8 protein-coding genes and 3 pseudogenes are annotated in these 12466 nt (G+C 67.6%); 3 read left to right on the forward strand and 8 right to left on the reverse strand.

All coding sequences use genetic code 11. The annotated features are described in order from the left end of the window. Positions 1–7: 7 nt before the first annotated feature. The 5 genes and pseudogenes from IPG72_09135 to IPG72_09155 all read right to left on the reverse strand — a co-directional run bounded on the left by IPG72_09135 (position 8) and on the right by IPG72_09155 (position 4263). Entirely contained in the window at positions 8–1324 is a 1317-nt protein-coding gene (locus IPG72_09135; GenBank protein MBK6769155.1) for a restriction endonuclease subunit S, read from the reverse strand. Continuing rightward, a pseudogene (locus IPG72_09140) lies at positions 1321–2777 on the reverse strand (N-6 DNA methylase). Before IPG72_09140 ends, IPG72_09135 begins: the two are co-directional and overlap by 4 nt. A gap of 88 nt (positions 2778–2865) precedes the next feature. Further along, positions 2866–3165, reverse strand: a complete 300-nt coding sequence (locus tag IPG72_09145; protein MBK6769156.1) for a hypothetical protein — start codon at positions 3163–3165, stop codon at positions 2866–2868. A gap of 163 nt (positions 3166–3328) precedes the next feature. Continuing rightward, entirely contained in the window at positions 3329–3745 is a 417-nt protein-coding gene (locus tag IPG72_09150) for a type II toxin-antitoxin system VapC family toxin (protein ID MBK6769157.1), read from the reverse strand. Positions 3746–3879: 134 nt separating this feature from the next. Next, a complete protein-coding gene (locus IPG72_09155; protein ID MBK6769158.1) occupies positions 3880–4263 on the reverse strand; it encodes a hypothetical protein in 384 nt (127 codons plus the stop codon). Between the two features lie 239 nt (positions 4264–4502). Between IPG72_09155 and IPG72_09160 the strand changes: the two genes are divergently transcribed. From IPG72_09160 to IPG72_09170, 3 genes are all read left to right on the forward strand, one after another. After that, positions 4503–6371 (forward strand): SBBP repeat-containing protein, encoded by a 1869-nt coding sequence (locus IPG72_09160; GenBank protein ID MBK6769159.1) that lies wholly within the window; start codon positions 4503–4505, stop codon positions 6369–6371. Positions 6372–6823: 452 nt separating this feature from the next. Further along, positions 6824–7243 (forward strand): ester cyclase, encoded by a 420-nt coding sequence (locus IPG72_09165; protein ID MBK6769160.1) that lies wholly within the window; start codon positions 6824–6826, stop codon positions 7241–7243. Between the two features lie 215 nt (positions 7244–7458). Continuing rightward, the gene (locus IPG72_09170; GenBank protein ID MBK6769161.1) at positions 7459–7695 is read left to right on the forward strand and encodes a GlsB/YeaQ/YmgE family stress response membrane protein; all 237 of its coding nucleotides are present in this window, start codon (positions 7459–7461) and stop codon (positions 7693–7695) included. Positions 7696–7914: 219 nt separating this feature from the next. Here the strand turns inward: IPG72_09170 and IPG72_09175 are convergent, their stop codons facing one another. The 3 genes and pseudogenes from IPG72_09175 to IPG72_09185 form a co-directional block, all read right to left on the reverse strand. After that, positions 7915–8505, reverse strand: coding sequence for a hypothetical protein (locus IPG72_09175; protein MBK6769162.1), 591 nt, complete (start codon positions 8503–8505; stop codon positions 7915–7917). 1726 nt (positions 8506–10231) lie between these two features. Next, positions 10232–11401 (reverse strand): annotated as a pseudogene (locus IPG72_09180) (DUF11 domain-containing protein). Between the two features lie 360 nt (positions 11402–11761). Further along, positions 11762–12331: pseudogene (locus IPG72_09185) on the reverse strand (DUF11 domain-containing protein). Positions 12332–12466: the final 135 nt, after the last annotated feature.

Raw genomic sequence — 12466 nt, forward strand, 5'->3', positions numbered from 1 at the left:
GGTGGTCCTAGAGCTGGCCGGTGAAAGCTTGGTGGAGGAGCGACTTCTTCAGTGCATCAAGAGCGGTAAGCTTGTGTTGGTAGAGGACCGTGAGGTGTTGGGATTCGGCTAGAACGGCGGCTAGCCGCACGGCAATCGACCTTTGCTCGCTCACGGACGCAGGATGCTTAATGATGAAATCTTGAATCTGCGCCTTGGTGATTGCCTGCCGTGTTGAACCTCCGTCCTCTCCTGTCTGAAGCAATCTGTCCTTATAATACCTGGAGATCAGAAGGAAGTGGAGAAATGCGGCATCCAGCTTGTCGGCAATAGGTCTAATAATCGATACATGTTGATTCACCCGCGCTGGGAGGACATTCTCAGGGACGATGCAGCAACGCGCCACAGAAGCGCCGGTGATATTCAGAAGCACGTCACCTTGCTGTACTTCTACATTCGACAAATCGTTGGCCTGCTGATCATCGAGGAATGCAAGTTTGGGGTATCTGAATTCAAGATCGTGAACATTCAGGCTGCGAATCAACGAAACGCCTTCCGGCTTGTAGGACTTCTCGCCACCGCGAGGGGTCGCGCCGCTGCCGATCTTGGTCGCGAGTGTCTTCAGACGGCTTTCCACCCACCCATCGCTGCGCTGGCTGAAGACGGACTGCAGATGGTTTTCAAACACCGCCCGCGCGTTCTCCCGGTTCCTCTCGGCGTTGGCCTTGGCGGTGGCGATGCCCGCGAACGCTTCGTCGAGGAGACGGACGATGCGGTGTTGTTCGGGGAGTGACGGATGGCATATGTAAAAGGCCTTTACCTCAGGGAAATAGATCGTCTGATGAACTGAACCGCTGGACAGCCGACGAAGATCATCGCCCTCGGCAATCAAGAGATATTTTAGAAAGTTGTGATCGAGTTGATCTGAGCAGACCCAATTCACGAAGTCTTGACTGGTGGCCATCGGGCGTCCCATGACGACCACATAACCGACGGATGCCGTACGCGACAGGCAAACCGTGTTCGTCGGAAGCACACGGGCCGAGGAATTCGCAATTCCGAGTTCGTTGGTGCTTTCGCGCGTCGCTTCAATCTGCCTGCCGTGGTTCGCTCGCGCGTCCTGGATACCGATCCATGGAATCGATCCACCCCACCACTCGGAATGTCGGCGACTCGGTGTGTGTCCGGATTCGAGTCGGGCAAGGTCCGTCAACAGCGACCATTGCCAGCCCTTGGGTGGTGGAACGGAGGGCGGACCAACTGCAAGCGCGAGATTCGGCGGAATGTGACGCGTGGTAGCCTTACGGCCCCCAGTTGCTGTGATGCGGGCGGCGACGGAAGTCACAGCAGCGCTCGGATTCTCGCCAAGACCTTCGCACTCTCTGCATCCAACCCCTCAATCTCATCCAAGATCTCCCCGGACTCCGATGAACCACATCCTCCCCCGCACCCGGATTCTTCACCGACAGATCCCACGTCCCCTGATCAATGCCCTCAACATCCACACTCCAACTCTTCGCCGAGTCGGCATGCGTCCTCTGCAATTCCACGAACTCCGCCAGATCCGTGTCGTTCAGCGGGTTCGTCTTGCCGAGGCTCCTGCCCGGATCGAGTTGGTAGTACCAGACGGTTCGCGTCGGCGCGCCCTTCTCGAAGAACAGCACCACCGTCTTCACGCCCGCGCCCTGGAACGTGCCGCCGGGGCAGTCGAGGACGGTGTGGAGTTGGCAGCTCTCCAGCAGGAGACGGCGGAGGCTGACGGAGGCGTTGTCCGTGTTGGAGAGGAACGTGTTCTTGATCACCACGCCGCCCCGCCCGCCGGCCTTCAGGCTCTTGATGAAGTGCTGGAGGAACAGGAACGCCGTCTCGCCGGTGCGGATGGGGAAGTTCTGCTGGACCTCCTTGCGCTCCTTGCCGCCGAAGGGCGGGTTCGCCAGCACCACGTCGTAGCGGTCCTTCTCCTGGATGTCGGCCAGGTTCTCGGTCAGCGTGTTCGTGTGCAGGATGTTCGGCGCCTCGATGCCGTGCAGGATCATGTTCATGATCGCGATCACGTAGGCGAGCGACTTCTTCTCCTTGCCGTAGAACGTCCGCTCCTGAAGAACGCGATCCTCCGCCGTCGTCCGCGACGGGTTCATGCGCTTCATGTACTCGTACGCCTCGCACAGGAAGCCCGCCGACCCGACCGCCCCGTCGTAAACCCGCTCGCCGATCCGCGGCCGCACCACCTCCACGATCGCCCGGATCAGCGGGCGCGGCGTGTAGTACTCGCCGCCGTTCCGGCCGGCGTTGCCCATGTTGCGGATCTTGGCTTCGTACAGGTGGGACAGTTCGTGCTTCTCGGCCTGCGACCGGAAGCGCAGCTCGTCGATGAGATCGATGATCTCGCGCATGTTGTAGCCGCTGGAGATCTTGTTGGTGATCTCGCCGAAGATCTCGCCGATCTTGTACTCGATCGTGTTCGGCCCGCGCGCGCTCGCCTTGAAGCTCTTCAGGTACGTGAAGAGCGTCTGGTTCACGAAGTCGCGCAGATCGTCGCCCGTCAGCGCCCTGTTGTGGTCGATCCTGCCGTCCGCACCCTTCGGCGCCGCCCAACTGTCCCAGTGGGCCGATGCGTCGAGGATGAATTGATACGGCTTCCCCGCCATCGCCGCCTCAGCAGCCAGGTCCTGCTCCAGCCCGTCGAGGTACTTCAGGAACAGCAGCCACGACGTCTGCTCGGTGTAGTCCAGCTCCGTCGTGCAACCGGCCTCCTTGCGGAGGATGTCGTCGATGTTCTTGAAGGCTTGCTCGAACACGGGCGCGGACCCTCGATCCGTGTATGTGGGTGGGTTTGCGGGCGGCGACGTGCCACGCATATGATAGAACAGACGATCGAAACGCCCGTCATCCCTGCCGCCCCCGAACCACCACCATCCCCCCTCCACCATCGCCGCCACCACCCCTCACAATCACGCGGCTCCCGGCCACCGCCAAGCGGTACGCGACACCGCCCAGCGGCAGGCGGCCCACATGCCGCGGAGCGGCCGGCTCCGGGAAATCGAAGGTATCGAGGAGGCGGTTGTTTCGATCGGTCCCGCCGCCGTTCATCTGCTCCGTGATCGCGTAGGCCACGTGCCCCTCGACCGCCACATTGTGAACCTCAGCCACGATCGGCAGCGCGTCCGGCTGACGCAGGTCGCCCACGTGCAGGCGCCCGCCATTGGCCCGCCCTTGGCCAGCAAGTAGGCCGTCCGACGACCGGCCGCAACGGCCACAAGCGTGTCGCTGACAGCGAAGCGGTCTCGCAGCACAGGCCGTGGGGCTGCTTCGATGGGCACGACCGACCGAACGGTTCAACGCGGCGCAATCAAACGCGTCGCGGCAGCCACTGCACGTTGACGCGCTCAGCGATCCGCTCGAACTCGGGGTCGCCCGTGACAACCGGCGCGTCGTGGCGCACGCCCAGGGCAGCCGCGAAACAGTCGGCGTACGAAATGCCGCCAAGACGCTTGAAGTCGGCCGCAATGTGAGCGAGATCCCAATCGGCACTGACCACGGCCAAGCCCACGTCCAAGAGCGAAGCGATCCGCTCATCCGCCGCTGTCGGACCGTACGCGCGGCCAATCGCGTACCAGGCTTCACCCAGGTTGACGGCCGAGATCAGGAGCTGAAAGTCGTCGCTGCCCGCGCGCGTCAGCAGCACCTCCACCTCAGCGGCGCCTGGCTCATCCTCGATGAACGCCACCAGCGCATAGGCATCCAGGACCACAACGCCGTCGGTCACGCGTCGCGCTCGCGATCACGCGCCCGTGCGTCCACTAGCTTCGGCAGCGCGCCTTTGCCCTTCAATGACCCGCGCTGCTGCTTGACCACCGCCTTCGCCTCCCGCTGCACCGCCCGCGCATACCCCTCCGCCAGCTATGGCCGAACCGCCTCGAACGTCGCCGCGCTCGGACAGAGCACGCACAGCCACGCCTGCGGCGCATAGACCGGGTGCGGCATCAGCTGGTCCAGCGCCGTGAAGTCGTGGCCGGTCTGTACGATCCCGTCCGGGCCGGCCTTCGGCGTCTCCGGGCCGAATAGCGAGCGGTACGTGTCCCGGCCGACGCCGACGTTCAGGCGGAACACGGACGGACGGTTCAGGTTCGAGGCGCGGTCGTACGCGTCGTCCTGGGTCCCCAGGGTGGCGAAGGGCATCATGCGATCGGCGCCGTAGAAGAAGAAGGTGAAGCCGTCCACGGTCGTGAGGTGGACGTCGTCGAAGGTGTCGGTGATGTAGTGGGTGATCGCAGGCTCGTCCATGGGGCGCACACTCCTTTGTTGCCAGAACCCGATGAATCCCGCTCCGTCACCCAGGCGGTTCACCGAAGCGGTTGGTGCCACGCGTGCCTGTGGCAAACCCGGCGTGGATGGCGAACAGCAAGGCGGCCGGCGTCTCCAACGCCGGCGTAGCCCGGCCGCGCATGCCGCCGTGTTCGTCAGGTCGACTGCGCGCCGCATAATACATGCGGATTCACGCACTGCCGCTCCGGAGCCTGCCCATGTCCCGCCCCTCCCCCCTCGCCCGCCTCACCGCCCTTGCCATCGCCCTTGCCACCGCCCTTGCCCTCGCCGCCGCCCTACCCGCCGCCGCCCGTCCCGCCCGTAGCGCGGCCGCCACCCGCAGCCACGCCGGCACCATCTCGGCCATCGCTCCCGCCCCCACCGTTCGCTTCATCCCCAACCTCGGCCAATGGCCATCCGCCGTCCACTACCGCGCCGAGTCGGCCCACGGCGCGCTCCTCGTCACGGAGTCATCGACGCGCCTCATCCCCGGCAAGCGCCTTCCCGGCGTGTCGCACTTCCTGCGCGGTCCCGACCCGGCCGCCTGGATCACGAACGTCCCGGCGTTCGACAGCCTGACGGTCCGGGACGAACGCACGGGGACGGACGTCGTGCTCGACGGGGATCCATCAGGCTCCTTTGCGCACCTGTTCGAAGTCGCGAACGTTGTCGCGCTGGGCGCCGCAAGCGAAGTCGCCCCGGACGCTGCCCTCTCCCCGACCTTCGCCGCCACCCCCACCCTCGCCTACAGCACCTACCTGGGCGGCCGCACGAGCGACCTCGCCCGCGGCATCGCCGTCGACGCCGACGGCAACGCGTACATCGTCGGCACGACGACGTCCAACGACTTCCCCGCGATCGGCGCGGGCGGCGCGCCCGGTGGCACGCCCGGCGTTCCCGGCCCCTTCCAAGGCACGATCGGCAACAGCGGCAGCCTCCAAGACGCGTTCGTCACGAAGCTCGACCCGACCGGCACGCACATCTTCTGGAGCACGTACCTCGGCGGCGTCCGCCAGGACGAGGCGTTCGATGTCGCCGTCGACGCCGCCGGCCGCGCCCACGTCACCGGGTACACCACCTCGCCCGACTTCCCGACGGCCCGCCCCGTCCAGCCGTCCCTCCACCTCGCGGACGGGATCTGGTCGGGCGACGCGTTCTTCGCCCGCCTGTCCGCCGACGGCAGCGCCCTCGAGGTCGGGACGTTCTTCGGCGGGACGGGGCGTGATGTCGGCAAGGGGATCGCGCTCGGCCGCGACGGCGCGGCGTACATCGCCGGGTGGACGGGCTCCAACCTGCCGGCCGTGAACGCGGTCTACCCGCTGAACCGCGGCGTGCGGGATGCGTTCATCGCCAAGTACACGCCCGCGGGCGATCAGCTCGCTTTCACGACCCACCTCGGCGGGGCGGATGCCGACGAGGGACGCGACATCGCCGTCGACGCCGCCGGCAATGCGACCATCGTCGGCAGCACGATTTCGCTCAACCTGCGGACAACGGCGCCCTACCAGAGCACGCGCCGCGGCGACAGCGACGCCTTCATCGCCCGCCTGAACGCGGGCGGGACCGCCTCGACTACGCCACGTACCTTGGCGGCCGCGGCGCGGACCAGGCCGTCGCCGTCGCCGTGGATGCCGCTGGACAGGCAACCGTCCTCGGCCGCACGGACTCGCCGGACTTCCCGCGCGCCGCCGCCCTCCAGCCGACGCGCTCCGGGCCGACGGATCTCTTCGTCACCCGGTTCACCGCGGACGGCGGCGCGCTCACCTACAGCACGTACCTCGGCGGCACAGCCGAGGAGGGCGGCTGCGTCCAGGACGAGAACTTCCGCGATCTGGCAACGCCCACGCCGGACGGCCGCGGCATCCGCTACCTCGAGGGCAGCAAGTTCACGGACGGCCCGTCCGCCGCCCTCGTCCTCGACGCCGCCGGCCGCGCCATCGTCGTCAGCTGCACGAGCTCCGGCAACATGCCCACGATCCAAGCGCTCCAGGACCGCCGCCGCGGCACCTACGACCTCCTCGTCGCCGTCCTCCGCCCCGACGGCGGCGCCCTCGACTTCGCCACCTACCTCGGCGGCCGAGGCATGAACGTCGCCCGCGCCGCCGCGCTCGGTCCGGACGGCGGCATCCACGTGGCCGGCCAAACGGATGCCAGCGACTTCCCGCTCGCGCCCGCCGCCGGCGCGCTGGACGACGCCCGCGCCGGCACGGACGACGCATTCGCGCTTAAGATCGGCGGCGTGCCCGACCTCGTCGTCCCGACCGCCGTCCGCCCGACCCCCACCGCGACACCGCCCGCGCCGACCGACCCGCCGTCACCGACCGTCGTCCCGCCGACGCCCAGCCCGGTCGCGACGATCGAAGCGACGCCGACGGGGACAGGCGGCGACCGGCGGCTGTGGCTGCAGCTGGCGGAGCGATCCCCGTGATCGCACCCTTCGCGGCCGCGGCGACGGTTTGTCCACCGGCGGGGCCGTGCGACCGATGTGCAGTGGAGAGATGACCGCTTCTCGAACCTATCCCGGAACCGGAGGACCCAGATGTCGAGCGAGCAGAAGGCGATGTCCGCAGCCGTCCTGGGCGACGTGTATGCGGCCGGCAACACGGACCGGATCCCGGCGTTGTTCCACGAGCGCTACGTCCAGAAGCCGTACGGCTTCTCCGGCCACGACGGCGTGCGTCGGCACGCCGCGGCATGGCGGACGGCGTTCTCCGACTTGGCGCTCGAGCTCGTCGACCAGATCGAGGAAGGAGACGGCGTCGTGAACCTCGTCTTCCTAACCGGGACGCACGACGGGCTGCTTCACGACCACGTCGCGCCGACAGGCCGGTCCGTCGCTGTGATGGCGATCATCCTCCACCGCTTCGAGCAGGGGCGGATCGTCGAGGGCGTCGTTCTTTTCGACGAGCTCGCGCTCTACCAGCAGCTGGGCGTCGTCGGGACGCCGGTGTGGGGCTGAGGCGGGGACAGGTCACCCAATTTCCAGGTCACCCAATATCAACGGCAGCCGCTGGCGAATTGGATCACGGCGACATTGCAGCAGGACGGTTCGCGCCGATGGGCGCCATCCGGTTGCCTCGCCACCCGGTTCGCACTACGCTCCCGCCCCACGTCATACGTCGCACGCCGTCGTGGCGCGCACGTCATCCGACACGACCTACGGAGGCAACGCACATGTGGTGGATCATCGCCGGCCCGATCGGCGGCTTTCTGGCCGGCTGGTTCCTCAAAGGCGACAAGAAGTTCGACCTCGTCGACGTCGTCATCGGCCTCCTCGGAGGCGCGCTGTTCGGTTGGATCTTCTCGTTCGTCGGCACCGGCTTGTTCGGTCAGGTGATCAGCGCGTTCCTCGGTTCCATCGTCCTCGTGTGGCTGTACGAGAAGTTCTCGGGCAAGCGGATCAACATGTAAAGGTCATCCGGCCGCAACACATCCCACCTCGGCCTGACGACAACCATCCGCGTAGGGGCGACGCATGCGTCGCCCCTACGCGGTGGATGGATGCGCGGGGCGGCGGCGTTGTGTTGCGGTGGATGGATGCGCGGGGCGGTCGTTGACCGCAACGGGCGTCGGTACGCGAAACGGGCCGGTCCTTTTGGGGACCGGCCCGTGATCGTGTGACCGCTTCGCCTACGGCCCGCAGTTCGGCGGCGCTTCGAGCAGGAAGTGGTCGAAGAGCGGGAAGGACTGGTAGGCCTTGCTCTCGTCGCCCGGGATGTCCGGGTCGCCGAGCACGGCGCCGATCCGCTCGATCCCGACGGCGCCGAGGCCGACGAGGTTGCGGACGAAGCGACCCTGCGCATCGAAGACGTCGTGTTCCCAGAACGTGGCGCTGACGACGATGCTGCCGAGGAAGCTCGGCCGGACCCAGCCCCAGCTGTCGATGTTGATGTACTCGACCTGCTTCTCGCCCAGCTTCTCGCAGACGAAGTCGATCAGCCCGTTCTGGTCGTACAGGAAGATCGCAAAGTCCGTGAAGCCCGGCTTCGGGACGAGGTTGGCGATGCCGATCTCCGTGCTCACGCCGCGGTTGCGCTTGGCGACCATCGGCAGGGCGAAGACCGCCGAGCCGCTCGCCACGCCGCCCTTGCCGTTGCCGAGCTGCCAGTCGTAGATCGTCTCGGTGGCGGCGTTGTAGGCCACGGCTTCACGCCGCTCGCTGCGGGCCGGATCGCTGAAGCGCTCGAGGATGACGACGCTCTGGATCCGTGGCGGATCCACGAGGTGCGCGCCCGGCGTCCACCACTCCTGGCTCTCGGCGCGGGCCGTGCCCGTCCAGTTGCCCGGCAGGCCGGCGATGACCGGCAGGAAGTACGACTGGCTGCCGCGCGGGCAGATCCAGTCCACCAGCGTCTGCTTGATCCCGCCGCCGAAGTCCAGGAAGTAGACCTTCACCTTGGCGGCCACGGTGGCGGACAGGTTCTGGACCTGGATCGCCGTGTCCCAGCCCATGTACTCGTTGTAGATGAGCGGCGCGTAGTTCACCTGGTCGCCCAGCGTGAACTCGAGGGCGTCGATGTCGGCCGGGATCCCGACGTAGCTCGTGAAGTGGTTCGGGCCCATCGTGTCGACGACGATGCCGAGCGGCTGGCTGGCGCGGATCCAGGCGCTGCCGATCCAACCGGCGCCGACGACGGTGGCCGGGTCGAAGTCCGACCGTCTCGCCGCGCGACAGCTGGATCACGTCGCCGAGGATCGGGCGCAGGCAGTTGTCCTGGTCCTTGAACCAGATCTCGAGGCTCGTGCAGAGCTCGCCCGAGTTCTGGATGTGGAGGATCGTGTTCAGCCCGGCGTTGCCGGACACGATGTAGGGCGCATAGCTCGTGAAGCCGCCGGAGACCGGATCGTACGCGCCCTCGAGATCGCTCGACACCCCCTCGTAAGCGGCGTGGTTCGTGCGGTTCGGGTCGGCCGGATCCGGGCAGCCGCGGTTCACGACGACCGCCAGCGGCTCGCCGGCGAACTTGCTGAAGTCGTAGCCGTCGTACGTGCCGCGCTTGCGGTAGGCAATGTCGAAGATGAGCCAGTTCAGGTCGCTGCCGACAACGGACTCGTAGATCCGCTCGCACACCAGGCGCCCGAAGGCCACGGGCTGACCGGGCTGCTCCTCGACGATCGCGGCCGAGAGCGAGTACACGACGGCGCTGTTCGCGCCCGGCGGGATCTGACTGTTGGCGAAGCTCCAGGCGCTGCCGGGGCGCAGCAGGCCGCTGCACTCCACCTTCAACGGCCCGGCGGCCTGCGGCGGGCAGAAGCCGGCCTCGCCCCAGACGACGAGGACCGGAATCGTGTCCCTGTCGCCGACGTTCTGGACCTGGATCCAGGTCTCGCACGTCTCGCCGCCGAGGATCGGCAGCTGGAGCCTGAAGTCCACGCCGACGCACGGCACCTCGATCCGCACGCTGTCCGAGTCCGTGACGATCGGCAGGCACGACAGGTCCGTCCGGCCCGAGTTCACCGGGTTCGCGCTGACCTCGACGACGTCGACGGCGTTGCCGCACTCGCGCGTCAGTTGCGGCACGGTGACCTGGCGCAGCACCTTCTCGCCCGGCGCGACGGGCACCTTCGGATCGATCCCGAACGTGACCGTATCCGTGAAGATGATGGTCGGCATCGTCGAGCGCGAGCGGAGCGTGTCGGTGATGAAGATGTCGTCCAGGTACGTCGTGCCGGTGTTCGTGATCTCGAAGCAGAACGTCACCGGCTGACCGGTCTCGTTGATGACCGGCAGGTCGGCGCCCGGGCAGATCCCGTCGAACGAGACCGTCTTGTCGATGTTGATGGACGGACACGCGACGGTCGTCGACTCGACGGCGCGGTTGTTCGCGCCGTTCCGGTCGACGGTCGGGGTGCGCGGCGTCGTCGGCGGCGTGCCGTTCGGCCCCTGCGCCGGGCCGGTGTTCGCCACTGGCCAGAGGGCGTCGTTGCGCCGCGTTTCGATGCTCACGGTGTTCGCGAAGACCGAGCCGCACTTCGCGGCCTGGCGGACCATCGCCGTGAGCTGGATCGTGACGCTCTCGCCCGTGTTCAACCGGCCGAGCTGCGGCACGCCCGCGTTGTTCACACCGTTGCCGACGCGGATCGTGATCCGCCCGTCGTCCCGCACCTCGACGACCTCGCCGGCGGACACGGTGACGTCCACCTGCGCCGGGTCGACCGCCAGGGCGTCGATCGGCAACTGGTCGACGACGAACACCTCGGCTGCGTCCGACGGGCCGTTGTTGGTGGCGACGATCTGGTACGTGACCATGCCGCCCGGCGTCACCGGATCGCACGTCAGGAAGTCGCCGAAGATGTCCGTCTTCGTAATGGCCAGATCGGCCTCGGCGATGATCCGGGTCCGCTCGGTGTCGCGGTTGTTCTGCCGCCGGAAGTCGACGGTGGCGGTCGTGAGGAACGCCGTGTTGCGGGCGATCAAACCGGCCTCGCTGTTCAGCGGACCCGCGGACTGCACGTTGGCGGCGTCCAGGACGTAGCCGGCATCGACGATCGTGACGATGTCAAAGCCGTAGCCGACGCCCGGCGTCAGCGTGCCGACGCCGCCGCTGAAGATCGTCTCGTTGTGGACCTTGAGCTGCCCCAGCGTGACGATGTTCGTGACCGGGTTGTACGTGCAGACCGCCACGTCGTCCGGATCGAGCGGCTCGCAGCGCAGGAAGCGCTCGCCCGTCAAGCCGGGCTGCTTGAAGTCCAGCGTGTCCGTCAGGACGACGCTCACGGCCGTCGAAGGCCCGGCGTTGCCGAACGTGATCCGGTAGCGGTGCTCCCGGCCGGCGATCGCGAGGTCGGGCTCGATGCTGCGGTCCAGCCGCGGCTCGGCCGGCACGTCGACCTTCTGGAGGAAGCCGTTGGCGTCGCCGAACGGCCCGCCGTCGCCCGGCCCGCCGATGTCGGCGACGGCGTTGACGGTCGTGTTGTTGCAGGACTGGTTGTTCGTCGCCAGCGGGTCGTTCGTCAGCGTCAGCTCCGGCGGCGGCGGCGGCAGCGGCGACGGGGCGGCCGGCGGCGAGGCCGGGGCGAAGAGCGCGTCCACGCAGTTTCGCAGGACGGCGTTGTGGGCCACGGCGCGGTCCACCAGAACGTACAGGCTGAACGTCCGGCGCTCGCCCGGCGCCATGTCGCCGACGGTGCAGTAGAGTGTCCCGCCGTTCACCTCGTCCGGCCGGCACATGACGCCGCCGTCCGTGCGCAGGAACGTCACGCCCGTCGGCAGGATGTCCCGCAGCGTGACGTTGCGCGACAGGCTCGGGCCGGCGTTCTGGACGCTGAGCTCGTAGCGCAGCACCAGACCGGCCGTGACACGGTCCGCCAGATCGGCCGTGAGGAACCGCGCGTTCGTCACGTCGTAGCCCGTGACGTTCTGCCCGGTCGCCGTCTTGCTCGTCGAGAGGTCGGCCGACGACAGCACCGCGGTCTGGACGTGGGCGTGGTTGTTCGCGACGTTGGGATCGAAGACGTCGGAGCGGACCTCGACGTCGTTTTCCAGGACCGAGCCGGGCGCCACGGTCGGGTCGACGAGGACGTCGAACGTGATCGTCGCGCCGCGCCGCTGCGCGGAGTCCACCCCCAGCAGCGTGCCGAGACCGCACGTCAGTTGGTCCGACGGGCTGCCGGGCGTACCGGTCTGGCACGCCGTGGCGGGCAGCTGCGGCAGGTTGTCCACGTTCACGCGCACCGTGTTCGGCAGGACGGTGACGCCGGCCGGCAGCCGGTCCGTCACCAGGACGTTCTCGGCATCGGACGGACCGCCGTTCTGAACACGGATCGTGTAGCGGATCCGGCGGCCGGCGGTGACCTGCGTGGCCGAGCCTGAATAGAACGGCGCCTCGGGCAGCACGGGCAGCGCGGCCTGGGTGTTCACGATCCGACCGGCCTGGCCGTTCACCTGCACCTCGCCGAGCGCCGTCTTCGTCACGGACAGGTTGGCGACGTCCGTGATCTCGTGCAGCACCTCGGCATGGTTGTTCGGCGGATCGAGTTCCTCGGACGTCGTGACGACGTCGGCGACGTTGCGGATGTCCTGCGCCTGCCGGAACCGGACGCGCATCGTCACGATCCAGCGGCCCGTGTTCGGCGGGCCGTCGGCCAGGAGGACGCCGAGCTGCGGGATGCCGAAGGCGGGCGTGAGGACCTGCGTGAGCGTGCAGTCCACTTGCAGCCGTTGGCCGATGAGGGGAATGCC

It is taken from the genome of Candidatus Avedoeria danica, assembly GCA_016703025.1.
Classification (GTDB): domain Bacteria; phylum Chloroflexota; class Anaerolineae; order Epilineales; family Epilineaceae; genus Avedoeria; species Avedoeria danica.